At 46.3% G+C, this 26263-nt stretch carries 18 protein-coding genes; 7 read left to right on the top strand and 11 right to left on the bottom strand.

What is annotated here, in order from left to right:
- Window positions 1-24: 24 nt before the first annotated feature.
- From AACR09_RS23975 to AACR09_RS23960, 4 genes are read right to left on the bottom strand one after another with little or no spacing between them, the layout of a single operon-like run.
- The gene (locus AACR09_RS23975; protein WP_108180883.1) at window positions 25-1317 is read right to left on the bottom strand and encodes a sensor histidine kinase; all 1293 of its coding nucleotides are present in this window, start codon (window positions 1315-1317) and stop codon (window positions 25-27) included.
- A complete protein-coding gene (locus AACR09_RS23970; protein WP_193834546.1) occupies window positions 1314-1988 on the bottom strand; it encodes a response regulator transcription factor in 675 nt (224 codons plus the stop codon). The genes AACR09_RS23975 and AACR09_RS23970 overlap by 4 nt, the downstream gene beginning before the upstream one ends.
- Window positions 1989-1996: 8 nt before the next feature.
- Window positions 1997-2908, bottom strand: coding sequence for a sterol desaturase family protein (locus AACR09_RS23965; protein WP_193834544.1), 912 nt, complete (start codon window positions 2906-2908; stop codon window positions 1997-1999).
- 11 nt (window positions 2909-2919) lie between these two features.
- Window positions 2920-3525, bottom strand: coding sequence for a hypothetical protein (locus AACR09_RS23960; protein ID WP_193834542.1), 606 nt, complete (start codon window positions 3523-3525; stop codon window positions 2920-2922).
- Window positions 3526-3705: 180 nt separating this feature from the next.
- On the opposite strand from AACR09_RS23960, the gene AACR09_RS23955 reads away from it, so the two are divergent.
- From AACR09_RS23955 to AACR09_RS23940, 4 genes are read left to right on the top strand one after another with little or no spacing between them, the layout of a single operon-like run.
- Window positions 3706-4593: an ABC transporter six-transmembrane domain-containing protein gene (locus tag AACR09_RS23955; RefSeq protein ID WP_145568611.1), complete on the top strand. Its 888-nt coding sequence runs from the start codon at window positions 3706-3708 to the stop codon at window positions 4591-4593.
- Window positions 4583-5761: an efflux RND transporter periplasmic adaptor subunit gene (locus tag AACR09_RS23950; RefSeq protein ID WP_193834540.1), complete on the top strand. Its 1179-nt coding sequence runs from the start codon at window positions 4583-4585 to the stop codon at window positions 5759-5761. The genes AACR09_RS23955 and AACR09_RS23950 overlap by 11 nt, the downstream gene beginning before the upstream one ends.
- A complete protein-coding gene (locus AACR09_RS23945; protein ID WP_193834538.1) occupies window positions 5758-8934 on the top strand; it encodes an efflux RND transporter permease subunit in 3177 nt (1058 codons plus the stop codon). Before AACR09_RS23950 ends, AACR09_RS23945 begins: the two co-directional genes overlap by 4 nt.
- Window positions 8934-9989, top strand: coding sequence for a helix-turn-helix transcriptional regulator (locus tag AACR09_RS23940; RefSeq protein WP_193834536.1), 1056 nt, complete (start codon window positions 8934-8936; stop codon window positions 9987-9989). The genes AACR09_RS23945 and AACR09_RS23940 overlap by 1 nt, the downstream gene beginning before the upstream one ends.
- A 129-nt stretch (window positions 9990-10118) precedes the next feature.
- On the opposite strand, the gene fruA is transcribed toward AACR09_RS23940, so the two are convergent.
- From fruA to fruB, 3 genes are read right to left on the bottom strand one after another with little or no spacing between them, the layout of a single operon-like run.
- On the bottom strand, window positions 10119-11867 hold the full coding sequence (gene fruA, locus AACR09_RS23935) for a PTS fructose transporter subunit IIBC (RefSeq protein ID WP_193834534.1): 1749 nt from the start codon (window positions 11865-11867) through the stop codon (window positions 10119-10121).
- 15 nt (window positions 11868-11882) lie between these two features.
- On the bottom strand, window positions 11883-12860 hold the full coding sequence (gene pfkB / locus AACR09_RS23930) for a 1-phosphofructokinase (RefSeq protein WP_017090852.1): 978 nt from the start codon (window positions 12858-12860) through the stop codon (window positions 11883-11885).
- A gap of 9 nt (window positions 12861-12869) precedes the next feature.
- Complete coding sequence (fruB, locus tag AACR09_RS23925; protein ID WP_193834532.1) at window positions 12870-14003, bottom strand: fused PTS fructose transporter subunit IIA/HPr protein; 1134 nt, start codon at window positions 14001-14003, stop codon at window positions 12870-12872.
- A 372-nt stretch (window positions 14004-14375) separates the two neighbouring features.
- On the opposite strand from fruB, the gene cra reads away from it, so the two are divergent.
- Complete coding sequence (cra, locus tag AACR09_RS23920; RefSeq protein WP_099166615.1) at window positions 14376-15380, top strand: catabolite repressor/activator; 1005 nt, start codon at window positions 14376-14378, stop codon at window positions 15378-15380.
- Between the two features lie 33 nt (window positions 15381-15413).
- Here cra and AACR09_RS23915 read toward each other — a convergent pair whose 3' ends face one another.
- The 4 genes from AACR09_RS23915 to nirB form a co-directional block, all read right to left on the bottom strand.
- Complete coding sequence (locus tag AACR09_RS23915; protein ID WP_193834530.1) at window positions 15414-17204, bottom strand: bifunctional protein-serine/threonine kinase/phosphatase; 1791 nt, start codon at window positions 17202-17204, stop codon at window positions 15414-15416.
- A gap of 146 nt (window positions 17205-17350) precedes the next feature.
- Window positions 17351-18820 (bottom strand): NarK family nitrate/nitrite MFS transporter, encoded by a 1470-nt coding sequence (locus tag AACR09_RS23910; RefSeq protein ID WP_065607994.1) that lies wholly within the window; start codon window positions 18818-18820, stop codon window positions 17351-17353.
- Between the two features lie 142 nt (window positions 18821-18962).
- Entirely contained in the window at window positions 18963-19307 is a 345-nt protein-coding gene (nirD, locus tag AACR09_RS23905; protein WP_017082504.1) for a nitrite reductase small subunit NirD, read from the bottom strand.
- A gap of 139 nt (window positions 19308-19446) precedes the next feature.
- Window positions 19447-22029, bottom strand: coding sequence for a nitrite reductase large subunit NirB (gene nirB / locus AACR09_RS23900; RefSeq protein WP_193834528.1), 2583 nt, complete (start codon window positions 22027-22029; stop codon window positions 19447-19449).
- 472 nt (window positions 22030-22501) lie between these two features.
- On the opposite strand from nirB, the gene AACR09_RS23895 reads away from it, so the two are divergent.
- Window positions 22502-25084 carry a molybdopterin oxidoreductase family protein gene (locus AACR09_RS23895; RefSeq protein ID WP_193834526.1) on the top strand — a complete coding sequence of 861 codons (2583 nt, stop codon included), beginning with the start codon at window positions 22502-22504 and terminating at the stop codon, window positions 25082-25084.
- A gap of 328 nt (window positions 25085-25412) precedes the next feature.
- Window positions 25413-26084, top strand: coding sequence for a hypothetical protein (locus AACR09_RS23890; protein WP_157131928.1), 672 nt, complete (start codon window positions 25413-25415; stop codon window positions 26082-26084).
- Window positions 26085-26263: the final 179 nt, after the last annotated feature.

Below are 26263 nucleotides of genomic sequence, written 5' to 3'. Positions count from 1 at the left end.
ATCCAATAACCATTTAGAAAATCGCTATAGCATGACTTTGACGATGAACTCATTGTTGTGAACTTGATGAGTAAACTGCCAACCTTGGTTCTGACAAACGCGATCAATGAGCTCTAGGCCGATACCAAAAGAGGTTTGTTGTTCAGAGTCGTTTGCTAGGTTTTCATCTTCCAAACGATTGGTTACCTCAAACTGATGTTCTGTCAGTGTGATTCTGATATCTCCGCTACCACCATGTTGAAATGCATTTCGGACCAAGTTGGTGAGCACAACCTCGGTTAACTCACGGGGAAGGGAGTGTTGGCCTTGGTCGACCTTGGTGTGGATCTCTACTTCTTTGTTTTTGAGAAGGTAACGTTGGCTTTCGATGATGTTGTTGAGCAGGGGAGTCAGCTTGATTTGCTCATAGTTGGTTTCCATTTCGCTATTACGACTCATCCACAACAGAGTCGTTACCAAGGCTTTCATGCTGGTGGCTGAACGTTGGATTCGTGCGACGGCACGTTGGCCGCTGTTGGGAATGCTTTCAGACAAGCGAACCAGCATATCGCCGCTGGCTGAAATAGTGGCGATCGGTGTTCTTAATTCGTGGCTGGCTGCTCTTAAGAAAAAGCTCTCACGCTCATTGGCCTGTCGTTCACCGTGCACGCTTTTAATTAGTTGGGAAGCTAACTGATCGATCTCTTTATACCGAAACTGAGTCAGTCCTTTAGTGTTGTCCACGTCCAGAGATTCCGACCATTTTGATAAGGTAATAATCGGTTTGGTGACTCGGTGTATCAGCAGGCGAATGATCAAAAACACCAAGAGCAAGAGTGCGCCAATAGCAATGAAGGCATTGTTAATTTGGTTGACGGAATCGGGTGGGTTGAGCTCGAATAGATTCAAGTAGATGGCTTCGTCGTATTCAGAAATGATGTATAACGCTTCGTCGCTACCTGATATCGGATGCTTGGCTGCATAGAGGTATTGGCCTGAATCATTGTTAGCTGATTGCTCGTAGTGTTCATAAATTGCATCGTTATCAAACGCTTTCCAATCAAAGGTTTGTTGAAACTTAACGGGCAGATCTGAATAACTTAGAAAGGCTTGGAATGTTGGGTTTTGGTAGTCTGGCAGTTGCCCTGTTTCGATGTATTGCTGCTCTGCCACTTCCAGCTCATATAAGAATCCATATTTTGCCGATTCATTGAGACCAATATGATAGCTCTGAGATACCATCAAGCTGTAGATGGCAGTGAGTAATACGACGATGCCAAATAAGTAGAGGTAGATATCACGCTTGATACTGACTCGATTCATGTTCGGGTGCTTCATGATGACTCCCCATGTAAGACAACACCAATGCCATGAACCGTGTGAATTAGTTTTGAGTCAAAGGGCGCATCAACCACTTGTCGAAGCTTAAACAGGTGCGCTTTCATGCTATCAGAGCTTGGCATTTCGTCTTCCCATGCTTCTTCAAGCTTGGCTTTGCTCACCACGTTAGGGCTGTTTCGCACTAACATCACGAGCATTCGCCAACAAACTGGGGACAGCTTCAATAGCTTGCCGTCTCTAACAGCTTGGTGCTTGTCTAAGTCCAGCTTGAGATCTGCCACAGACAGAGACGTCACCGAACCTTGAGAGCGACGTATCAGCGCCATCAGCCGTACTTTGAGTTCTTCCATCGCAAAAGGCTTCACTAGATAGTCATCCGAACCCACCTCGAACCCCGCGATTTTATCCTGTAGCGTGTCTCTTGCGGTCAGCATGAGAATTGGAGTGGTCACTCCTTGTTGACGAAGGGATTGGCAGACATCGAGCCCATCCATCTTGGGCATGTTGATGTCCGTTAAGATGATGTCATAACGCCCCTCTAAAGCGAGGTTTAGACCCGCGCTGCCATTGTAAGCAAAATCGAATTCGAAACCGTCGAGTTCCATATAGTCTGCAATGGCTTCTGCCAAGTCGCTGTCGTCTTCAATCAACAGGGCGTTAATACTCATAAGTGTCCTTACTTTGTTTCTCGTTCTCTTTTCCAAGCCCAGATAGGCGGCTGAATAAGAAGTTGTAGTCGGTAGTTCCAATTTGGCGCATGCCATAACTGTTGGCACAGTTTAACGTAGCCGTGGAAATATACCTTAAATGGGTTCACAGAGTTGATTCTCGGAAACACGCCATATCTGACTTCTTGCTCTTCTTTAGCGAAGGTACCGAACATCTTGTCCCAAATAATGAAGATGCCAGCGTAGTTTTTATCAAGGTATTGCTTGTTGGTCGCGTGATGCACTCTGTGGTGAGAGGGCGTATTGAACACCGCTTCGACAGGGCGAGGCAGTCGTTTAACGCTTTCAGTGTGCAGCAGTGTTTGAAACAGTTGAACAAAGGTTTCACACATCAGCACGACAAACGGGTTAAAGCCGAGCAGAATTAACGGCAAGTGAAAGAAGAACGGGAAGAACCAATCTAAAGGCCCAAAGCGGTAAGCGACCGAGATATTAAAGTAAGGCGAGCTATGGTGAACCGAGTGCGTTCCCCAAGCTAAACCGTTGCTGTGCAAGAATCTGTGTTCCCAGTAGTAAGCGAGATCGGCCAAGATCAAGCAACCAAGAATTGTCCAACCGGATATTGGCAGTTGAGTTAGGCTGAAGTTCTCGTAGGCGTAAACAAACGCACCAACATAAGCTAACCCGACGAAGAAAACGGTAACCAATAGGAAGAACAAGGTGACTAAGTTGGTCGCGCTGTCTCCCAACATATTCCAGCTGAGCTTTCTCTTAAAGGCATAGCGGATAAGCTCAAAGATAAACAGAGCCAGAGCAAGCAGTAGAAAGTTGTCATCGACCCAAGTCTCGGTAAGGATGATGCTTGTTTCTGTAAATGTTTGAGAGAGAAAATTCCCAATGCTATCCATAGTGAAATCCATAACTAAATCCTTTACTGGTTGTTCTTATAATAGACGTATAACTCGCTAGAATCTGGCAACCCATGCTGATTCAGCTGGTGATGTTCTATAACCATATCCACTTCTTTTAGAATCGCGATATCTTCCCAAGCATGTGCTAGTTCCTGTTCAGTATGCTCGCCTTTACCTAGCAGAAGGGTGCCTTTGGCTTTGCTTGGAATCTTAATTAATGGTTTGTTTTTATTTAATTTTGATTGCTGAGTCGGGAAGCCAATCGTGATTGTTGCTTCGCTGAAATCTAAGCTGATGTCTTGATAGGTCACGATGACTTTCTGTTGTTGCTCAATGTTTTTATCGTTGGTGCCGAGTTGCTGATAGAAATCGACCCATAGGTTTGGCACGTCATCTAAAGAAATCGTCTTGCTTAAACCTTGCAGATAAGTCGTGTTTGCAGTCGCCTGTTGTTTGACCTCTACGGACTTGTTTTTTGGCTGTTTGTCGATTGATGACTTGTTCGTTGATGACACAGTTATTGGCTGCTCCGTCGATGCATCCGCAATCGCAGGCTGAATATGTAATAGCCCCCAGACAGCACCAGTAATACCGACAGTCGTGAGTATTGAAGCGAATAATTTCATGCTCTTTCCTTGTTGTTCATTTTTCTTATCAAGGACAGTAAAGGAGCCAAGGTAAACAAAAGGTAACCGAGTGGGTTGTTGGGCGAGTCTAACGTCTAATTTTCTAATACAGCAATCTGGGACACTTTTTTCCATGTCGGATTGGTAATACTGGCGCCATATTCATTTATGGGCTCAATAATGCTATTCAAATATCCCATCTCTCTGCTGACGATTATTCGGCTTAATCCATTAAAGGTCGCTGCGACTTGGTTAATGGTATTGGCTGAAAACGTGATGCTTATTCTGCTGCCGCTGTTTATTGGTTACGCCATCGACGGAGTATTAAACCAAAGCTTTCAGCCTTTGATGATGTTGGCACTGATTCTTTTTGTACTGGTGATCATCAGTGTCGTTCGTCGTTTTTACGATACCCGTGTGTATGGTGCTATTCGCGTCAAACTGGCAAACCTTGTTGAGCGTAACCTACGCGGTTTATCTATTTCGACCAAAGACGCTCGGCTAACCATGTCTCGTGAGCTGGTTGATTTTCTAGAAGATGATTTGCCTACTTTGATGACCGCGATAGTTCAGCTTGTCGCGACGGTGGTTATCCTCTCAACGTTTCACTTCTCGTTGGCGCTTTGCATGTTGTTTGCAGGGTTGTCGATGCTGGTTATTTACGGCGTATTCCACCGAACATTTACACGACTCAATGGCCAATTTAACGACCAAGTTGAACAGCAAGTGAAGTTGCTGAGTGGTGTTCGCTTATCTGCACTTCGTTGGCACTTTGAGCGCCTAAAACAGTGTGAAATCAAACTGTCTGATACCGAAGCTGTTGTCTATGGCCTGATTTTTATCGTGTTGTTTGGCGCGGTCATCGGCAATTTATGGATGGTGAGTCAGCTTACAGAGCCGACCGCTGGTCAAGTGTTCTCTATCGTCACTTATTCACTCGAGTTTGTTGAAACCGCAGTGATGTTACCAATCACATTACAAACCCTTTCTCGTCTCACTGAAATCAGTCAGCGCCTTAATCACACCGCCACTCAACAGGTTACCAAGGAGATACCTTATGAAATTTAAAAAGCCACTTTCTGTATTAGTCGGTTGCGCAGCCATCTTTATCGCGTTGGTTGCCGTTGATGAATTGGAACCTGAAGCTACCCAGCCAGTAAAGAAAGAAGCCGTCCTTGCCCCAGTTTCAGTGTTAGAGGTGACACCATCACAGCATCAATCGACGCTAACGATATTAGGTGTAACGGCTGCGCGTTGGCCAGTACAGCTGAAAGCGTCGAGCAGCGCGCAGTTGAAATGGCTAGATGAAAGCATTGAACCGGGGAATTTGGTTAACAAAGGCGATGTGTTAGCAAGGTTAGATACTAGTGCGGTTGATGCGAACTTGGCTCAGGCGTTGAGCTCATTGAAACAAGCAGAATTGGAGTTGAAGCAGGCTAAGCACGAACAAACGGTCGCGTTAAAAATGCTGAACCCGAAAACGAGTTCGTCTTTTGCTCGCAGAGAGCCTCAATTACTTGCAGCGAAAGCCAACCTGAAACAAGCAAAACAGGCTTACCTAAGCGCACAGAAGTTGTTGGAAGAATCAGTGATTACTGCCCCCTTTGATGCAGTGATCATGAAGCGCCATATCAGCCCGAGAGAGTGGATAGAGGCGGGGCAAGTGACCTTTGAATTGGCTGCCAGTGATTCGATTGATATCGAGTTGCCGATTTCTGAAATGCATTGGCAACAAGTCCAAGCGGCACTGACTGAGCCGAGTATCACGGTGGTGAACCGCTCTGGGGATCAGTGGCCTGCCAAAGTGCGCTATGTGTCGCCGCAAGTTGATTCGGTCACTCGCCAAAGACAAGTCGTGCTTTCGGTTGAGGCACCTTATCAAAGCAAACCAAGATTGTTTCCAAATCAGCAGGTTCAGGCTGAGGTTAATCTAGGACTTAAGAATAACGTAGTCAGTATGCCTTTAAGTGCGATGACACGAGACGGGTATGTGTGGACGTTAGACAACAATGATCGTCTACGTAAAGAGTCGGTATCCTTGATTGGGCAAGGTAATCAGGTGCTCGATATTCGGTTTAATCAGCAAAGTGGACAAGTTCGCAGAGTGGTACAATATCCGCTTTCTTCAATGTTAATTGGTAAGCAAGTCGAGCCTACCTTTTATCAAGATGATAGTTCAGAATCCATGATCGCGAGCCAATCTGATGATGAACAGATTGAGGAGGTAAACCAATGAGTTGGATGACCAAATGGTTTATTAATAACCCTGTTGCTGCCAATTTGTTGATGATGGCGATTGTTATCAGTGGTGTGCTTGCGTTCGGACAATTGCGTGTCGAGTCGTTTCCACAAATCGCTCCTTCTTCCATCAGTATCAGCGTTACTTACCCTGGCGGTACGGCGCAACAGATCGATGAGAGTGTGACGCAGCGAATCGAAGAGTCAATCAGTGGTGTTGCAGGCATCAAACAGATCACCAGTCAGTCGAGTGCTGGGATTTCTCAGGTCATGGTCCGTAAAACCAGTAGCACAGATTTAGACAAGTTGTTGGATGACATTCGTAATCAAGTTAACGCCATCAATGGCTTTCCCGTGCAAGCGGACAGGCCGCAAGTCGTGCGAAACGAATTTACTAATTTAGCCGCGTTCGTGGTGGTGTCTGGGCCGAGAACCGATGACGAACTGCAACCCATCGCCAAGCAACTTGAACAAGCGCTAAAGAAGAATCCGCGTATCTCGAAGGTATCAAATTGGGGAACTCGCCCATCTCAATTGGTTATCGAGCCAGATCCAGACCAACTGAAAGCGTTAGGGTTGAGCTTAGAAGATCTCGCAGAGCTCGTTGAGCAGCGTTCGCTTGAGACTCGTAGCGGTGAGCTGATTAGTGACAAAGGTCGAATGGTGATTCGTGGTGACGGATACGCCGATGATCTACAGAAGTTGAACCAGCTTGTCGTGATTTCAGGAAGCAAAGGGAAAATACTACTGGGAGACATCGCCAAGTTAAGTCGTGGCTACCAATACAGTGGTTCTATCGTGCGTAACAATGGCTCTAACGCCATCGCATTATTGGTCAGTACGAGCCAAACCGACAACTTGCTTAAAGTCAGTGAAGCTATCAGTGAAACGCTTGATGCCCAGCGCGTGATTTTGCCGTCGGATATTGAGTTGAATACCATGGCCGACATGGCACCTTACATTGAAGAGCAGCTATTTCGTTTGAGTGAGAATGCATGGCAAGGGTTATTGATCGTCGTAGTTCTACTTGGGATCTTTCTTGAAATTAGGCTCGCCTTTTGGGTCGCAATGGGTATTCCAATTGCGCTGACTGGAACGTTGGCTGCAATGCAGTTGTTCAACTACAGCATCAACGACATCACTCTATTTGGCTTTATCTTGGTACTCGGTGTGCTGGTGGATGATGCGGTTGTTGTAGGTGAAGCGATACATGAAAAACGGACGGGGAACGTCGGCTATTCTTCTAATATCAATGGTTTCTCAAATATAAACGGCCCCTCCAATATAAATGGAAAGACAGCCGCTTGGCAGGGCGTTAACTCAGTATCAGTGGCTACCGTGTTTGGTGTACTCACAACCATCGCTGCGTTTTCTCCAATGTTATGGATTAATAACGAGCTAGCCAAAGTATTGGCTGGGTTTTCAGCCGTGGTGATCTTTGCGCTGATATTCTCGCTTATCGAAAGTAAGTTTATTTTGCCGTCACACCTGGCTCAGCTTTCTGTGAAAAAGCCATCAACGGGTTTGTTCGCCAAGGTTCAGAATGCAGCTCAAGGTGGATTACAGTGGTTTAATCTCAACATCTATAAGCCAGTATTGGAGTTTGCACTTAGCTACAAAGTCGCGTCTCTGCTTGGGTTTGTGGCGGTTATCTCACTGGCTTATGGTATGTGGTCTAACGGTGCGATTCGCAGTGCGTTGTTTCCTGAAATCCCGGGGCGTTACATCACCGCGGTTATTGAACTGGAAGATGGTGCGCCGTTGCCTTTACAGCGCCAAGCCTTGTTGCAAGTAGAGCAAGCAATGACACAAGTAGAAAAAGGTTTGATGGAAGATTATCCGTTACAAGAGAAGCCTGTTGTGAATCTGCTTGCTTGGTCTGATGGCTATGGCGAAATCGAAGTCACAGCTGAGCTTACTAACGAATCTTTAAACTCACTGCCGGGAAATTTATTGTTGAAGCGATGGAGAGAAAATACAGGGCAAATCGAAGGCGCTTATTCGGTTAAATTCAGTGCGGCAGAGGAGCCTGCTGGTGGAACATTCTTAACGATCTCTTCCAATGATCGTGAGCTTGCTTCCCTAGTTAGTGAGGAGCTAGCGGATACCTTAGCCTCGTTGAAAGGCGTATCGGATGTCTACGACGACGGTCAGGATGGTTTGCCGCAAGTTCGATTGGTATTGAATCAATATGGTCAGCAACTTGGGTTAACGCAAGCGAAATTGGCTCAGCTAGCAGGCGAAGCGTTTGGCGAAAGAGAAGTGCATCGCCTGCTAGAAAACGGGCAAGAGACCAAGGTGCTGCTGCAGTATCCAAGGGATGAGCGCAGAACCTTAGCTCAGCTACAACAGGCTCTTATCATGTTACCTAATGGCGGAAGTGTGATGATGGCGGATATTGCTGAGTTTCGTCATGAGCAAGAGCCACAAGTGGTTTACCGCCGTGACCGAGAACAAGTGATCAACCTGTATTGGAAGCAGAACCGAGACCTGCAATCACCAGAAAAAACACGTGAGCAACTCGAAGATACGATTGAATCTCTGCACTTACAGTTTCCAAGCGTGACGATAAAAGCAGGCGGTGAATTTGAAGAGATAGGTGAGGTGTCGAACGGCTTCAAATCAGCGATGATACTAACGCTCATCATGATCTACATTTTGTTGGCTGTGCCTTTGAAGTCCTATTGGCAGCCGATGATCATCATGGCAGTGATACCGTTTGGCTTTGCTGGCGCGATTTTTGGTCACTACTTGATGGATTTACCCATCAGTATTCTTTCGATGTTCGGCATGATGGCCATGACAGGCATCGTGATTAACGACTCGTTAGTGTTGATCACTCGCTTTAATAGTGAATATCGCCAAGGCGTGCCGTTACAGCAAGCGTTAGTCATTGCGGGTACCAGCCGTTTGAGAGCGATTTTCTTAACCACGATAACCACTGTATGTGGGCTGTTACCATTGCTAAGTGAAACTGCAGAACAAGCACAATATTTAAAGCCAGCAGCGGTATCACTGGTGTTTGGTGAACTGTTTGCTACTGCAGTAACGCTGATTTTGATTCCCGTGCTGCTTGGTTTGTTTTGCCGCAAGCCGCCGCTAGTTGAAAATCTAATTGAAAAAGAACTGGGCGAGCAAGATTCATTAGAAGAGCTCACTTTGGATCGCTAGTGATTGATTTTATAAAGGACAAAGACGATAGTGAAGCCAAGCTATCCAACTCAATGAAGCTGTCCAGTTCGGCTAAGCTAACCGACAGTAAGACTAAAGCCAATGTACCTGAGACCCAAGACTGTATGACGCAAGAGAACAAACCTGCTTTGCATTTAGAACCAGCTTTTAAACTGGTGCCTGAGATTACATTGATTGAATCTTTGCCAGAGCACCTTCAAAAACGCTTTACGCATGCATTAACCTTGATGCATGAAGAGTGGGGTGAGCGTTGTACGTGGGAAGAAATCGCAACAGAGAGCGCGATTTCGCCATACCACTTTCATCGTCAGTTTACTGAGTTGTTTAACGAAACTCCGGGTCAGTATCTAAGCCGAGTTCGGTTACAAATCGCGGTGGGTTTGTTGATCAACGATGAGCCGTGGAGCGTGATTGAAATTGCTCAGTATTGTGGCTACTCATCGTCACAGTCATTAGGTAAGGCGCTCAAGCGCGAGCTTGGTGTTACTGCAAAACATATTCGAGAAATGGGCTACAACGCGACGCCAAAGGAAACGGCAGACTTCATCCAGAAATTGGCACATCCAGGTGTGCAGTCTTCGATGGAGAAAGAGCTAGTTAAATCTATGCCGATCGAGCTGGTTTGGTATCCAGAACGCGGCATGCAAAAGCTTAAACTGGAAGATCCTGATTGGGACACGGTATTTGAAATCTATGGTCAGAAGTCGACGCACTTGATGGGCACCACACCAATAAAACAGATGAATAATAAATGGGACGACATCGACGCTGAAATAGGAAATTGGCAAGTCGCGAAAGACCGTTACGATATGACCATTCCTGAAGGCTACTACTTATGCAGCGACGTTTATCTGGTTTCGGATGTGGCGTACAGCACAGCGTTAGAAGCTCTGTTTAAGGCGGTTGAGCAACAAGGTTTGAAGTTAGATGTGCAAGGTTATTTGGTGGAGATGATTCGTCAGATCGACACGGATGATGTCGAAGGCGTGACGTTTTCATTCCAGTTGCCCGTTTTAGCGACATTAGAAAAGTAACACCAGACCGAGCGTTTCAGTTTGTTAGCTAATTCCAATAAAAAGGCTCCTCAAATGAGGAGCCTCTATTCTGTTTCAAGGAACAGTTTATCAAGAGTCTCTGTTTGTCATCTAAACAGAGTAGGGGGATTAAGCCTCTGCTTCTACTTTATCGCTGCTCATCTTTTTAAGAGCTGCGTAACCGAAGCCTGTTACTGCTGTACCTGCTGCAATCGCTACTAGGTACATAAGAACTGGAGAGATAGCACCAGGAATCAGTAGTACGAACAAGCCGCCGTGTGGAGCCATTAGCTGAGCACCAAACATCATTGATAGAGCGCCAGTTAGTGCACCACCTGCCATACAAGCTGGGATAACACGCATTGGATCTTTCGCTGCGAATGGGATTGCGCCTTCAGAGATGAAACATAGGCCAAGAACGAATGATGCTTTACCTGCTTCACGCTCGCCTGCTTCAAACTTGTCTTTCACTAGGAAAGTCGCAAGGCCCATACCTAGAGCTGGAACCATACCTGCTGCCATGATTGCTGCCATTGGTGCGTAAGTTTGCGAAGCCAGTAGACCAACACCGAACGTGTAAGCTGCTTTGTTTACCGGACCACCAAGGTCGAAACACATCATTGCGCCTAGAATCACACCCAGAAGAATCGCGTTAGACGTTCCCATGTTGTTTAGGAAAGTTGTCATTGCGCTCATCACGCCAGATACAGGGCCACCCACGATGTAAACCATCACAAGACCAGTGAACAAACTCGCGATAAACGGAATGATCAGGATAGGCTTGAGGGCTTCCATGGATTGTGGAAGTTGAACCTTGTCGGCAATGAATTTCGCTGCGTAACCCGCAATGAAACCCGCTGCGATACCACCTAGGAAACCTGCGCCCGTTGAGCTAGCCAACATACCGCCGATTAGACCAGGAGCCAGACCCGGACGGTCAGCAATTGAGAATGCAATGAAACCAGCAAGAACAGGAATCATCAGTGCGAATGCAGAACCACCACCGATAGTCATCAGTGCTGCTGCTAACGTGCCTTCTTCTTTAAACGCTTCGATACCGAATACGAAAGACAGTGCAATGATCAAACCACCCGCAACCACCACAGGAAGCATGTGAGAAACACCTGTCATTAGGTGCTTGTACACGCCTTTCTTCTCGTCAGCAGGCGCTGAATTTGAAGAAGCAGTGTGTTGGTATGGTTTAGCTTCTGCGAATGCTTTTTCCATCTCTTGCTTTGTTTTCTTAAGCGCAGGACCCGTTGTCGTTTTGTATAGCGCTTTGCCGTTAAAACGATCCAGAGGAACGTCGATGTCAGCTGCGATGATAACAAGATCAGCGTCTGCGATTTCTTGGTCTGTCAGTTGGTTTTTAGCACCTACAGAGCCGCGAGTTTCCACTTTGATTTGGTGACCTAGGCGTTTGCCTTCTGCTTCAAGCGCTTCAGCCGCCATAAAGGTATGTGCAACACCCGTTGGGCAAGCGGTAATCGCTACGATCTTTTTGCTGCCTGTGCTTGCTGTTGTAGAAGTACCAGTCACTTCCACTGTAGTCTCAACTTGCGAAGCGTCTAATACCGTTGCTTCTGCTACCGCTTTCTCTAGGAATGCTTTTGCATCAGCAGTGCATTCCGAGATAGCTGCTTGGTACACTTTCTTGCCGACAAAGCGCGCTTTATCAACGTTTGTGTTGGCTGCGATAACCACAACGTCGCTGCTGTCGATAGTGTCTTGCGATACGGTTGAGTCTGGTAGCACGCTTGATTGACATTCAATAGCGGCGTTCCAACCCAGTGCTTTTGTCGCTTGCTCTAACAAGCCTGCGGCGATGATGCTGTTTGCTACGCCACTAGGGCAAGCTGTGATAATGGTAATATTCATAATAAACCTTTTGTCCTATTTGCTTGTGTCTAACTGGCTAGTTGGAGCACTAAGCGACTGTAATTGGATATTTTGTAGTACTGAATCCAGCTCTTGTTGGCTGGTGATGCCCACGCCTACCTGTGAAACTGCTAGAGCAGATAGGGCGGTTGCGAATTTAATAAGTTCTGGTTTTGGCATCTGTTGCATGTGACCCCAACATAGGCCAGCAACCAATGTGTCACCTGCGCCTACCGTGCTTACTACTTGCATGCGCGGTGGTTGAGCATGTAACCATTCACCTTGGTTTAGCCACATCACGCCTTCTGCGCCAAGTGACACCACGATGTTCTCAATGCCTTTTTCACTTAGGGCTTGGCCTGCGTGTTGGCATTGGTCGCGTGTGGTTAGTTCAGCGTTGAACAGCTGAGACAGCTCTTCATCGTTTGGTTTGATTAACCAAGGTTGTGCATTGATACCGGCTTTAAGTGCGTCACGGCTGCTATCAAATAGCACCTTCTTACCTAAATCGTGTAAGCGTTGAACCCAAGAAGCGCAAAGCTCAGGAGAGATGCCTTGTGGCAAGCTGCCTGCAATCACGAAGTAATCGTGCGTTTCAGCAAGTTCTAATAGGGTTTCTTCGAACGCTTTAATCGCGTCAGCATCAACAGGAACACCTGGGAAGTTGATGTCGCTTACTTGGCCTGAATTTTCTACCAATTTCACGTTGATACGAGTCGCGCCGTCGACACGGATGAAGCGGTCAGTTGCGCCCATCTGCTCAAACAGTTGGCAGAACGCTTCTTCGTTATTGCGACCAAGGAAACCTGTTACGGTCACTTTCGCGCCAAGCTCTGAAAGTACTTTTGCTACGTTTACGCCTTTGCCCGCTGCATGCAGAGAGCCTTTGTTTACTAAGCTCACTGAACCCACGTTGAGTGCGTCGATAGCGCCAGTTAGGTCGAGAGCTGGGTTTAGCGTTACGGTAACGGCTTTGATTTGTTTATCAGACATATCGACTCCTTAACCTTCGCCAAGGCCTGAAGCGATAGCTTTGCCAATCGATTCAAGTGCTTGTGCTGCGTCATCACCTTCAGCAACAAACTGAAGTTGGTGGCCGTGTTTAACGCCAAGTGCGATTACTTTCATCAAGCTCTTCGCGTTCACTTCTTTTCCGTCGCCATCTAGGTTTGAAACACGGATAGTTGATTCAAACTTCTTCGCTTCAGCGACTAGCATTGCACCCGGACGAGCGTGCAGGCCGTGTGCGTTTTTGATTTTGAATACTGCGCAGTTGTCATCGTCTTGAGACGCTGTAGAAACCGCTTCACCTTTCAGAAGGCCAATCACTTGCGCTGCGTCAGCGGTTAACAGTTGTTGCTGTTTACCTTCGAAAACCATCTTACTTAGGGTTGCCAGAATAGATTGGTGTGCGCTGTTACAAGCGGCGAATGCGACCAATGCTTTCACTGGCGTGCCTTCGTACTCACAATGGTTTGCCGTTGAAACGAAAGATACGCCAGTGCGAGTTACGCCTTTATCGCTGCCCAACAACCACAGGCCTTGGCCTAGGTGAGTCGGTGTTTTTGTTACTAGGTCAGCAACGAATGCGTTGTCTGTGCAACCTGTGTTCTTAAGCAGGCCGCCAGCTACAGCAGACATTTGAACCATGTCGCTCGCAGGGAACAGTAGCTGAACTAAAGAAGCGTCTAGGTCGGCTTCTAGTTGAACTTCGCCGTTAAGTAGGGCGATGATTTCGTCTTCTGATTTCGCTTGTTTTAATTTCTCTTCAACACCGTCAGCCGCTAGCACTTTCGTTAGCTGCTTAAGAATGCCTAAGTGTTCGTCAGATTTAGCCGCAATACCAATTGCTACGTAAACACGGTTGCCGTCTGCCCAATCAATACCTTCAGGGAAGTGATGTACCGCAACGCCTGTCTCTTTTACTAGGCCACGCGTGTCAGTGGTTCCGTGAGGAATCGCGATGCCGTTACCTAGGAACGTAGAGTTCTGGTTTTCACGGTTCAGCATTCCTTCAACGTAGCCAGAGTCAACTAAGCCTTTCGCGGTCAGGTCGCCAGCAATGTTTTGGATAGCTTTGAATTTGTCTTCGGCAATTTGGCCTAGAGTGATGTCAGATTTTGATAATTTAAGCATGGTGCCTCTTTAGCGTATCGCTTGAGAATTTGTGTATCGCTACGATTCAGTCTAAAGCAAGATTTATGGAGCTAAACTCTTTGCCTTATGCTTGCTGAATCGGTTCAGCATTCAGTGTAAAAAAATTCAGCAAAGCCGATTTTGGTTTTCAAAATAGTTTTGCTGCGTGTCGTAATTTCAGTTTCGTTAATAATGAGAAGTCGAATCACAACAAATGACGCTCAATCCATTCAAAGGATGATTGAAGTCACTTTTCAGATTTTGCTGAATCCTTTCAGCTTTTATACTGAATCGATTCAGCATATAATTCAACTAATCCGAGGATCAGATCATTGGTTATATGATCCTACGCACAAAATACAGGTCACCCATATGACACTTGATGAAATTGCTAAATTGGCTGGAGTATCGAAAACCACGGCCAGTTATGTCATCAACGGCAAGGCGCAGAAATACAGAATCAGTGAAAAGACTCAGCAGAAAGTCATGGCGGTGGTGGAAGAGTATAACTACCGACCAGACCATGCTGCTTCGTCGCTGCGTGCTGGTAATAGCCGTTCATTTGGTTTGATTATTCCTGATCTGGAAAACAGCAGTTACGCGCGTTTAGCAAAATTGATAGAGCAGAACTCACGTAAAGTGGGCTATCAGATTTTGATTGGTTGTTCTGATGATGATGCTGAAACTGAACGCAAGGTGGCTGAAGCTTTGGTAAGTCGTCGTATTGATGCCTTGCTGGTGGCGAGTTCCATGCCAGACGCCAATGAGTTCTACTTGAAACTGCAAAACTCAGGTACCCCAGTAATTGCGATTGACCGTCCGTTAGATGATGAGCATTTTGCTTGTGTGATCAGTGAAGATTTCGAGGCTGCATTTGAACTAACGCATTCGATTCTCGATGACAGCATTCATAGTGTTGGCTTGATAGGTGCACTACCTGATTTAAATATCTCACGTGAACGTCAATTGGGTTTTGAAGCCGCAAACAAAGCACATACTCAACAAACAGGGCTAACAGAAAATAAGCCGATGGTTGTGGGTTATGGTGAGCACTTTGACCGAGAATCAGGGCGCGAGGTTTTTGAGGGTTGGATTGCAAAAGGCACGGTGCCTGATGCGATTGTGACTATGTCTTACACCTTGTTAGAGGGTGTGCTGGATGTGATGGTCGAAAAGCCAGAGCTGATCAATCAAGTAAAACTGGCAACCTTTGGTGATAACCGTTTATTGGATTTCTTACCTTTTAAAGTCCATTCACTGCCGCAACAATTTGAAGTGATTGCAGATAGTGCTTTTGCCTTGGCGTTAAATGCTTCCGCTAAGCGTTACCAAGCGGGTATTGAACTCGTACCAAGAAGCTTAGTGAAACGAGGCTAAACGCGGTTATATTAGGCTAATTCGTAAACGTATCTAGCTTGGGTTTAACAATAAACCCAGTTCTACGACCGCAACAAGGCCGAGCAACAAAGCCAACACCTTCCAAAACTGGATTGGGTTTCGGTTTATCAAAGGTTGCTTGGCTTGGCTTTTCACCAAGCTTTGGTTTGGCGTGTAAAGGTCTGCCACAAAATCCCCCAACACTTGATGACGTTCGCTTGGTGATTCCGCGCAGGCTTTTTGTAATACCAAATCCACCCAGCTTGGTAAGTCAGCTCGTTTCTGTGTGATGGGTTGGTATTCCCATTGATGGTGACGAGATTGCTTAAGCGATTGTGCAGTCATCTCAGAGTAGGGCAATTCACCGGTTAGCATCTCATAGCCGATCACGGCGATAGAGAACAGATCCGAGCTTGTGGTGGCCGTGTTGTGCTTGATGGTCTCGGGTGCAATGTAATTGACCGCGCCTAATGGAGTGTCGTCTTTGTCGGTGAGCTCTCCCTCTTCAAGGCCTCTCACTAACACCGCACCAAGGTCGATGATTTTTACCTCACCATCACGTTGAATCATGATGTTTTCCGGCTTTAAGTCTCGGTGCACCATGTCTGCACGTTGCAGTGCTCGAATGCCTTGAGTGATCTTTTCTAGTATGTCGCGTACTTCATTGAGTGACGGTTTTGGATTGTCGTACATCCATTGTCTTAGCGTGATGCCTTCTACCCATTCGCAGATTTGGTATAAGAATTGCGAGTTCTCTGGCGTCGGGTAAACCTTCATTACTCTCTTGTTTTTTAACAAGATCCCCGCCCATTGTTCATTAAAGAAAGCTCTGAGTTGCGAAGGGCTATCGTGATATTGGACGGAAGGGACTTTCAGCACGAACTCGGTCTGTGTCTCTTTCTGCATCACACGATACACATGGCTTCTAGATCCTGCATACAACACCTCAAGCACCATGAAGTTGTCGATACTTTGCCCGAGCTTTAAAGCGGGGGGGATGGCACGTTTAGCTAGCTTCTCATGGAACTCAATCAGCGAAGGTTTAGGTAGATGGCTGACTTGCACAATCAAACAGCTCACGTTGTCTGAGCTATTGTGGCTTAAAGCAGTGTTACAGATGGTTTGTGCTGCGTATTCAAAATCCGCTCCAGGCTTATCGATGTGTTCATTGAAGGTGTTGGGCGAGACAAATTCATGCACACCATCCGAAGTGAGGATAAAGCAGTCGTTTTTCTTGATAGGCAGGGTTTGATAGTCAACGTTGAGTTGGTTGTCCATGCCTAAGGCGCGTGTTAAGTAATGCTTCTGCCCCATATTTTTACGGGTGTGGTCGCGGGTCAGTTGGCGTAATTCTCCATCTCTTAGTAAGTAAATGCGACTGTCGCCAACGTGAAATATATGCGCGGTGTTCGATTTCAATATCACGCTGCTAAAGGTGGAAACGAGCGCATTATGATTCACTTGTTGTGCGGGATGAATATTAGAAACAGACGTGTTGAAGAGCCAAGAATTGAGGGACGTTAAGACCTTTTGCGCCGAACGTTGAATGCTCCAGCTATTTGGAGTGGCGTAATAGTCGTCGATAAACTGCATCACGCTGGTGTGACTGGCTTTCTGGCCGTGTTCACTGCAACTTGCCCCGTCTGCTATGCAGGCGACACTGCCTTTCAACTCTTGCTCAGTACGAGTTTTGGGGTGCTTTACAATGATGGCGTCTTGGTTTTCATCACGTATGCCTTTATTCGAATAACCACCAAACTTAAGCGTTAACTGGTTGTTGGATTCTGGCGTGACGACTTGCCCTTGGCTGAATGAAATTGTCATAACTGGTCTTCTTTTAACTGTTCTTCTTCCCGCTTCCTTGGCAGAACATCCTAGGAAGAACAAAAGCTCTAGTGAACGTAGAGCCTTTGAACGCAGTACCAAAGTGGTGAAACACACCTCGGTACTACTCCCGATTCAATGAGTGGTTAGCTCGATACGTTAATCAAGGTCACGCTACCGTCGTCGTTTACTTCGGCAATTTGACCGTTAGGTTCTTCCATGAACAGTAGAGTTACAAAGCCAAGTACCGCTGTTGCAGCAATCACTAAGAAGAACGTTTGGTAGCTCACGAATGACAACACAGTTAGGTAAACTACCGCACCCACGTTACCGTAAGCCCCGGTCATACCAGCAATCTGACCTGTCATACGACGCTTGATTAGAGGAACTGTTGCGAATACTGCACCTTCACCCGCTTGCACGAAGAAAGAACACGCCATCGCTGCGACAACCGCTAGCCATACAGGCCATGTGCTGTCGACTTGACCCATTGCGAAGTAACCCACAGCAAGACCAATCGTTAGAATAAGCAGTGTTGGTTTACGACCGAATTTGTCTGAAATCCAACCACCACCTGGGCGAGACATTAGGTTCATAAAGGCATAAGCCGATGCAACCATACCTGCAAGAACCGGTGTTAATTCAAAGGTGTCAGAGAAGAACAGTGGCAGCATAGAAACAACAGCCAGTTCAGAACCAAATGTCGCGAAGTATAATACGTTAAGTACCGCAACTTGCTTGAATTTGTACTGGTGAATCTCTGGTACTTCTTCTTTAAATACGTTCTTGTTTACTTTCCAAACTTGCGACACTTCGTACACGTAAAGCGCAGCCAAACCTGCATACACAGAATACACCGCCATGTCAGATAACATGTTGATGTTGCTTGGTGATAGCTTCCATGTCAGTAGCGCTAAAGCGGCATACATTGGGATCTTCATAATAAGTAGGAAGAAAAAGTCACCCTTTGATGTCACTTCCATTGCCGTTACTTGAGCTGGTTTGAAGTAAGTAGAACCTTTTGGTGTATCCGTTACGTTTTTGTAGAACACAAACGAGAACGCTAAGCTCATAAGGCCAGTAATACCGACCGCATAACGCCAGCCGTCTTCACCACCAAATGTTAAAGCCAGAGTTGGAAGTGTAAATGCTGCTGCTGCTGAACCGAAGTTACCCCAACCGCCGTAAATACCTTCTGCAGTACCCAATTCATTGTGTGGGAACCACTCAGACACTAGACGAATACCGACAACGAAGCCTGCACCGATGAAGCCTAATAGGAAACGAGCAATCGCCGCTTGAATAAAAGAGTCTGCCATGGCAAACATAAAACAAGGGATTGAACAGACCGCGAGTAGCGAAGAGTAGACCAATCTTGGGCCGTATCGGTCGGTTAACATACCAATGGCGACACGCGCCGGAATGGTCAATGCAACGTTGAGAATAAGCAGTGTTTTGATCTCTTCAGTAGAAAGACCAAGTGAGGTTTTCACCATTTGCAGTAGTGGGGCAAAGTTGAACCACACAACAAAGGTGATAAAAAAGGCCATCCAACTTAGGTGTAAGGTTTTCATCTTACCCGTAAATGAAAGCAGCGAAAATTTTGTGTTATCCATGGTTTAAATCCTTTAAATCTGGAAAATTACCCGGCTTTAGCTCGTGCGTTACTTCCGAAATTCGAACGCATTAATGTGGCTAAACCCTGTGCCGAAATTGCTCACGCTGATAACGCGTTCGCATGATGATGTCGGCGTTTAGTTAACTGGCGATAGCAAGCGGTGCGAGAACCTGAACCTGTTCTCCTTGCTTGCGAACTTCAAATTTCACGAGCTTGAGATCGGGTTGTTCAAGGCACGCGCCAGTTTCTAAGTGGTAATGCTGCTTGTATAAGGGCGAGGCTACGTAAGGCTCACCGCTTAATGAACCAATTATACCACGTGACATAACATTCGCCTTGCCGATAGGGTCGTAATTAGAGAGCCCATAAAGCGTGTCGCTGCGCTTGCAGTAAAAAATAGCCACTTGGTTATCGTCTACTTTGGCGCAAATTCCACCATTTGGGGTTAAGTCCCGGGTGCTACATACGGTTGTCCAATTTTCCATGACTTTCTCCTAGTCAAAACATAAAACTAATAATCAATTTAATTAGGGTGATAGCCGACAGCAGTTTTCTTGGGCTGTGCCACTGTCGGCTATCGATATTGGGTTTAGTTGTTACTGATTCACAGACCGTCAATTCGGCTTACGAAACTTCCGTGACTTCGATTTGGTCAGCCTTGGTTAGCATTTCATCGCGTTGTGAATCTGAAGAAGAGCTCAAGCTCGGCTTAGGAAAACGCTGCTCTCGTTCTTTGATGAATGACAGGCTAGTGTCCATTTCTTCGCTGTTGATGTAGTGCTGGAAACGCTTCATTTTTTCAGGGTTTTCGATGGTGGTTTTCCACTCACATTGGTATTTTTCGATGTTAAGGGCGATATCGGCTTCAAGTTCTTCAGCAACGTTGAGCTTGTCTTCAATCACGACTTGTTTGAGGTATTCGATGCCGCCTTCAAGGTTTTCCATCCATACCGATGTACGCTGTAGGCGATCCGCGGTACGTGTGTAGAACATCAGAATGCGGTCGATGTATTGCAGCAGGGTGGTTTCATCAAGGTCGGTAGCGAAAAGGTCACCATGGCGAGGGCGCATACCGCCGTTACCACAGATATAGAGGTTCCAACCTTTGTCGGTGGCGATAATGCCAAAGTCTTTCGATTGAGCTTCTGCACATTCACGAGTACAGCCAGAAACCGCAAACTTGATCTTGTGTGGCGAGCGTAAGCCTTTGTAGCGGTTTTCTAGTCGAATCGCTAAGCCAACACTGTCGTCGACACCGTATCGACACCAAGTGCTACCGACACACGATTTCACGGTACGTACCGATTTACCGTAGGCATGGCCCGTTTCAAAACCAGCATCGATTAGCTTTTTCCAGATGATTGGTAGTTCGTTAAGTTGAGCACCAAACAAGTCGACGCGTTGACCACCGGTGATCTTGGTGTAAAGGTCGAATTCTTTAGCGACTTCGCCAAGCACGATCAGTCTATCAGGGGTGATTTCACCGCCAGCAATACGCGGAACCACCGAGTAAGTGCCGTCTTTTTGCATGTTGCCAAGGTAGATGTCGTTGGTGTCTTGCAGTTCGATATGTTGATCTTCGAGGATGTAATCGTTCCAGTAGGAAGCCAGAATCGAACCGACAGCAGGTTTACACACGGTACAGCCCAATCCGTTTCCATGAGAATCCAATAGCTCATCGAAGGTCTTAATTTTGTTGACGCGGATGATGTCAGTTAGCTCTTGGCGAGAATACGCAAAGTGCTCACAGATATCGTTAGAGACTTCCACACCTAGATTACTTAGCTCGCTATCGAGAACCTGTTTAGCAAGGGCAGAACAACCGCCACAACCTGTTGAAGCATTAGTGGTTTCTTTCAATGCAGCCATCGTGGTGCAGCCTGCTGAAACGGCGTCTTTAATGTCGCCTTTGGTCACATCGAAACATGAACAAATCACTGCGCTATCGGGCAGAGCTTCAACACCCATTGCCGAACCTGAATCATCGGCCACGTTAGGTAAAATTAGCACTGATGGGTTTTCAGGAAGAGGCATGTCATTTTGCTTGATTTGCAGTAGCGAACCGTAAGCTTCGGCGTCACCGACCAATACTGCACCGACAATCTTTGTGCCGTCTGCCGAGATGATCAGGCGCTTATAAACTTGTTCAATTTCATCGTTATAGGTATACGACTGAGCGCCTTCCGTCTTGCCGTGTACTTCACCAATACTGGCCACATCAACACCCAGTAATTTGAGCTTGGTACTCATGTCAGCGCCAGTAAATGCAGCGTCGTCAGTACCGCCGGAGACAATATGCGAAGCCGCGACTTTCGCCATGGAGTAACCGGGGGCGACTAAGCCGAAGATCTTGTTGTCCCAAAGCGCACACTCACCAATCGCATACACGTTGTCGATGTTAGTTTGGCAGTGATCATTAATCACGATGCCGCCACGTTCACCAATGGCGATATCAGAGCTGCGAGCTAGGGCATCTTGAGGGCGAATACCCGCAGAGAACACGATCATATCGGTTTCAAGGTGGGTGCCGTCTGCAAAGTTCATTCTGTAGCGAGCGTTCTCACCCGCGACTATCTCAGAGGTCGCTTTCTCGGTGTGAACTTGCACACCAAGGTCTTCAATTTTTCTGCGCAGTAGGGCACCGCCACCGTCATCTAATTGAACGGCCATCAGGCGAGGTGCAAATTCAACGACATGTGTTTCCAAACCAAGGTTTTTGACTGCGTTTGCCGCTTCTAAGCCAAGCAGACCACCACCAATAACCACGCCAGATTTACTGCCTTTGCTAGATAGTTCAATGGCGTCTAGATCTTCGATAGTGCGATAAACGTGGCAGTGTTCTTGGTCGTTACCGGGAATAGGAGGAACAAAAGGGAATGAACCGGTCGCCAGAATCAAGGTGTCATAACTCTCGGTATGTCCCGACTCAGTCACAACGCACTTATTTTCAGTGTCCAGTTGAGCGACTCTCGCGTTGAGAAGGTAATTGACGCCATTGCTTTGGTAATACTCTTCGCTGGTTAATGCCAAATCATCAGCATTTCCGCGCTTGAAGTAAGCGGTCAACTGAACACGGTCGTATGCCAACCTTGGCTCTTCACTAAACGTAATAACATCAAACTCATCACTCTCTGATTGCAGGATGTTGTCGATAAATTTGTGTCCAACCATGCCGTTACCAACAACGACGATTTTCTTCTTGCTCATAATCCATTCCTTATTCTCGGCGTCACCATCACTAGCATCTAATTTCTAGTCGTTAGCAGATGAATACCGGGTTGAGATTCCACTCAATTCATAATCATCAAGAAAAACAAAAATGTTTTTTCTAAGTCTTGGTTTCTAGTGGAGCAAGGAGGGTGCCAGATTGCGAGTTGTTCATTCAAATAAAATTTAACTCATATATTTCAATGATTTAAAAATTGAGGGTGGCACGTAATTACCCCTAAAGTGGTATGTAAAATTTTTGTTAGATTTATATAAATGAGCGTTTGTGGTGCAACTTTCTGCAAGATGGTGCAAAAATTAAGTTTCTATCTTAGTTAAGTTCAATTTTGTTCAGCGTTGATATTTTTTATTTCATTAAGTTATTGTTTTTAAGCGATAATATTTCAATTCGGTCGACTGGTATTAAGTGGCGTGCTATTTGCTTGGTTTGAGTTATTACAATTATGGATAATTGAGCGAGAAACGGATGACCGATTCAAACAGCGGCTGGATAAAATCAACCTGTGCTTATTGTGGTGTAGGGTGTGGAATAGAAGCGAGACCGACATCGCTAGGGAAACTAGAAGTGCGTGGTGATAAAGATCATCCATCAAACTACGGAAAGCTATGTACTAAAGGGATTGCGCTTGGTGATACCGTCACGCCTTTAGGACGCCTAACACAGCCTGCTCATATTCAGAATGAGCAAAAACAAGAGCTGGACTGGAACAGTGCCACTCAGTTGGTCGCAGACAAATTCAATCAAACCATCGAAGAATTTGGGGCCGATTCGGTTGCGTTCTATGTTTCTGGTCAGCTGCTTACCGAAGACTACTACGTTGCCAATAAATTGATGAAAGGCTTCATCGGCAGTGGCAACATCGACAGTAATTCTAGGCTGTGTATGGCTTCAACCGTGGTCGGGCATAAGCGAGCGTTTGGCGCAGACACAGTACCGGTCTGTTATGAAGATCTCGAGCAAGCCGATCTAGTCGTGATTACAGGCTCCAACCTAGCATGGTGTCACCCGGTACTTTTCCAAAGGCTAAGAGCCGCGAAACAAGCCAACCCTGCATTGAAAGTTATCGTGATAGATCCGCGTTATACCGACACCTGTGAAATCGCAGACATTCACTTGGCATTGGAATCAGGCTCAGATGTGGCGCTATTCAATGGTTTATTGGGCTATCTCGACGATAACGACAAGCTAGATGCAGACTATATAGAAAACCACACTCAAGGCTTTACTGAATCGATTCGATCTGCGACTCAATATCGTTATACCGAATCAGGCTGGGGCGACAAAAGCGTTCCTGAGCTCACAGGGTTAACAGAGCAGCAGCTAAAACAGTTCTACAGTTTGTTTGCATCGAATGAGAAGGTGCTGACCATTTACTCCCAAGGCGTGAACCAATCGACACAAGGGTGTGACAAGGTGAATGCGATTATTAACTGCCATTTAGCCACCGGGAAAATCGGTAAGCCGGGCATGGGGCCATTCTCAGTAACAGGTCAGCCGAACGCAATGGGCGGGCGTGAGGTGGGCGGTTTAGCCAATACCTTAGCGGCGCATTTTGAATTTGGTGATCCACAATCACACCAAACCGTCAGCGAGTTCTGGCAAACCGACAGCTTAGCCACACATGCGGGTTTAAAAGCGATTGACCTGTTTGATGCCATGAATGAAGGCAAAATCAAAGCCGTGTGGATCATGGCAACCAACCCAGTCGTGAGCCTGCCTGACAGTGAAAAAATCAAAGCCGCATTAGAGAAGTGCCCATTTGTGGTGGTGTCTGACTGCATTGCCGATACGGAAACTACTCGCTTGGCTGATGTAGTGCTGCCCGCGCAAGGGTGGAGCGAGAAGTCGGGCACCGTGACTAACTCTGAGCGTCGAATCTCACGCCAACGCCGTATACTACCAAGCCCAGGGGAAGCCAAACCCGATTGGTGGATATTAAAAGAAGTCGCACAAAAAATGGGATTCAAAGAGCAGTTCGAGTTCCGCCACGAAGGCGAGATCTTCAAAGAGTATTGCGAGATGACAGCGCTCGACAATGAAACAGGCAAAGCGCGAGACTTGTGCTTAATTGGACTCACGCAACTGGATGAGAAAGGTTATGGCGAGCTTACACCACAGCAATGGCCAGTGCTTGAGTATCAACCAGAGATCATCGAGCAGCGCATGTTCACCAATGGCGAGTTTTTTACAGAATCTGGCAAAGCGCAGTTTATTGCAGTCGAACACGACAAACCCATTGCCGATACCAGCCTGGAATTCCCGCTAATCATGAACACAGGGCGAATCCGAGACCAATGGCACACCATGAGCCGCACGGGCTTAGCCGCAGGTTTAGGCGAGCACACCCCAGAACCGTTTGTCGCCATGCACCCAGATACCGTTGCTGAGCTTGGTTTAGATGAATTTGGGCTAGATGCCTTCAACCACGCCACTATTAACCCAGTGGTGAAAGTGCGCAGCGCACAAGGGGAGTGCCAAGCCCGCTTAGTCGTGACCAAAGAGATGCGCCGCGAACAAGTTTTCATGCCTATCCACTGGAATGCACCGACCGCCAAAGACAGCAAACCATGTGACTTGATCTTGCCTCATACCGATGCTGCTTCTGGTCAGCCAGAGTTCAAACATACCCCTGTGGTGGTTGAACCCTGTGGCTATCGCAGCGAAGCGGCATTGGTCAGTGACAAGGTGATGGATTGCAGCGGTTTTGATTACTGGGTACGCCAGAGAGTGGAGGGCGGTTTTCTGTATCGCATCTCATCATCTAAGAACCCAATGGAACTGGTGATTCAGCTTGCCAACACCCTTGATGCATTACCAGAACCTAACGCGGTGGCAATCAAATCACTCCATTACCACGGCAATAAATCATTCAAGAACTACGGCTCTGCCAAGTTGGGTCAGTCTGGTGTAAAGCAGGCCTTCGTGGTGAACAGTAAGCTTGACCATCAAAGCATCGATTGGCTGGTGGAATGCCTAACTCGAGAAGCCGATGAAGAGTTCGAAGCCGAGTTTTTGAGTACCATGGCGAAGTAGCTACTACCTCTCGCTAATCCATACCTATAGTGTAAACGCCGACATGATTGTCGGCGTTTTTGTTTGAGAACGCGATTTCCAAGATAAAACCTTCATTGCCTGAACTGCGGTGTGCTCACACATTGGGGAGTTTTCTGCATTTTGCCGGAACTATATGGAAAATTTCTGCTTTTCGTCATGTTTGATACGAAGATAAGTAGGTAAGATTCTGTTATTAAGAGAGTTATTGGACTAAGTGTAGTGTGTCTTGGAAACTAGACAGAATTGTTTCAGGGACAAAATGCAGAATTATTCTGTCTAATATAGCTGTTAGAAAAATGGAGATAATTTGGCTATGTGGATACCTGTCATTTGTTTAGTTGTACTGTCAGGTTTAGGGTTTGTTAGTGTCTTTAGACGAAAGCTTGTGAACAACGATAAAATTGAGTTTGTAGTCGATTTTAATTCTAAATTTGTTACTTACTGGAACAGTAAAGGGCAAGATCGGAGTGCATTCGGTTTATTGATTAGGCATTCGAATAAAATGCAAAATAATTTAGGTAATCAAGGGGTTGCTGCAAAGTTTAAACCACCATATCTCAATGTCGTTTACCAAGATTATCCTATAATTATCAACATGCTCCCATCACTAGATGACGCTTTATCAACTCCTGGCTTTATGGGCGGTATCGGAGATGATGCAGTTCAATATGCAAAAGCAATAGAGCAGACTCTTTTAAGGCATATAGGTTCTTTAGAAGCAAATGATGAAACCCTTGTAAAGCAGCTAAGAAATCCAGTTATTTGGTTAAGAGAGGGTATTCGATCTGTGCTATCACTTCCTGTTCATTTTGTTTCTTGGTTTGGTCTAATTAGTGCAACGACAGCCATTAAAATTACATCTAGTTGGATATTTCGTTTTTTATCTGGTTTCACTGGTCTAATCGGTTTATTTAGTGCAATTATGGGTATTGCTTTGGGCTGGGAAGAGTTCGTGAAAATGGCGAGCAAATTTTTCTAACAAAGCATTTAAGAGTGATTCGCAACGCTTGGCAGTTTCGCTTCGCTCAAGTATAGCCAAGCGCCACTCACACCTTAATGCGGCTACATGGATTCCCCCGGTTGTCAAACATCCGCTAAACTTATGTTGATGGGTTTTGGACTGCCGCTCTACATTCGGCCTACTTATCGACGATTCGC

This window comes from Vibrio sp. OPT20 (assembly GCF_963889365.1).
Lineage (GTDB): Bacteria > Pseudomonadota > Gammaproteobacteria > Enterobacterales > Vibrionaceae > Vibrio > Vibrio splendidus.
The sequence above is the reverse complement of the archived record's forward strand: the minus strand, read 5'-3'. Positions and strand labels throughout refer to the sequence as shown.

Excerpts from the sequence above, each read along its gene's own strand:
- AACR09_RS23915 (WP_193834530.1), bottom strand. The coding sequence starts at position 17,204 with ATGACAATTTCATTCAGCCAAGGGCAAGTCGTCACGCCAGAATCCAAC.
- AACR09_RS23910 (WP_065607994.1), bottom strand. The coding sequence starts at position 18,820 with ATGGATAACACAAAATTTTCGCTGCTTTCATTTACGGGTAAGATGAAA.
- AACR09_RS23955 (WP_145568611.1), top strand. The coding sequence starts at position 3,706 with ATGCTATTCAAATATCCCATCTCTCTGCTGACGATTATTCGGCTTAAT.
- AACR09_RS23975 (WP_108180883.1), bottom strand. The coding sequence starts at position 1,317 with ATGAAGCACCCGAACATGAATCGAGTCAGTATCAAGCGTGATATCTAC.
- nirB (WP_193834528.1), bottom strand. The coding sequence starts at position 22,029 with ATGAGCAAGAAGAAAATCGTCGTTGTTGGTAACGGCATGGTTGGACAC.
- pfkB (WP_017090852.1), bottom strand. The coding sequence starts at position 12,860 with ATGTCTGATAAACAAATCAAAGCCGTTACCGTAACGCTAAACCCAGCT.
- AACR09_RS23970 (WP_193834546.1), bottom strand. The coding sequence starts at position 1,988 with ATGAGTATTAACGCCCTGTTGATTGAAGACGACAGCGACTTGGCAGAA.
- fruA (WP_193834534.1), bottom strand. The coding sequence starts at position 11,867 with ATGAATATTACCATTATCACAGCTTGCCCTAGTGGCGTAGCAAACAGC.
- AACR09_RS23945 (WP_193834538.1), top strand. The coding sequence starts at position 5,758 with ATGAGTTGGATGACCAAATGGTTTATTAATAACCCTGTTGCTGCCAAT.
- AACR09_RS23965 (WP_193834544.1), bottom strand. The coding sequence starts at position 2,908 with ATGGATTTCACTATGGATAGCATTGGGAATTTTCTCTCTCAAACATTT.
- AACR09_RS23960 (WP_193834542.1), bottom strand. The coding sequence starts at position 3,525 with ATGAAATTATTCGCTTCAATACTCACGACTGTCGGTATTACTGGTGCT.
- nirD (WP_017082504.1), bottom strand. The coding sequence starts at position 19,307 with ATGGAAAATTGGACAACCGTATGTAGCACCCGGGACTTAACCCCAAAT.
- AACR09_RS23950 (WP_193834540.1), top strand. The coding sequence starts at position 4,583 with ATGAAATTTAAAAAGCCACTTTCTGTATTAGTCGGTTGCGCAGCCATC.
- cra (WP_099166615.1), top strand. The coding sequence starts at position 14,376 with ATGACACTTGATGAAATTGCTAAATTGGCTGGAGTATCGAAAACCACG.
- fruB (WP_193834532.1), bottom strand. The coding sequence starts at position 14,003 with ATGCTTAAATTATCAAAATCTGACATCACTCTAGGCCAAATTGCCGAA.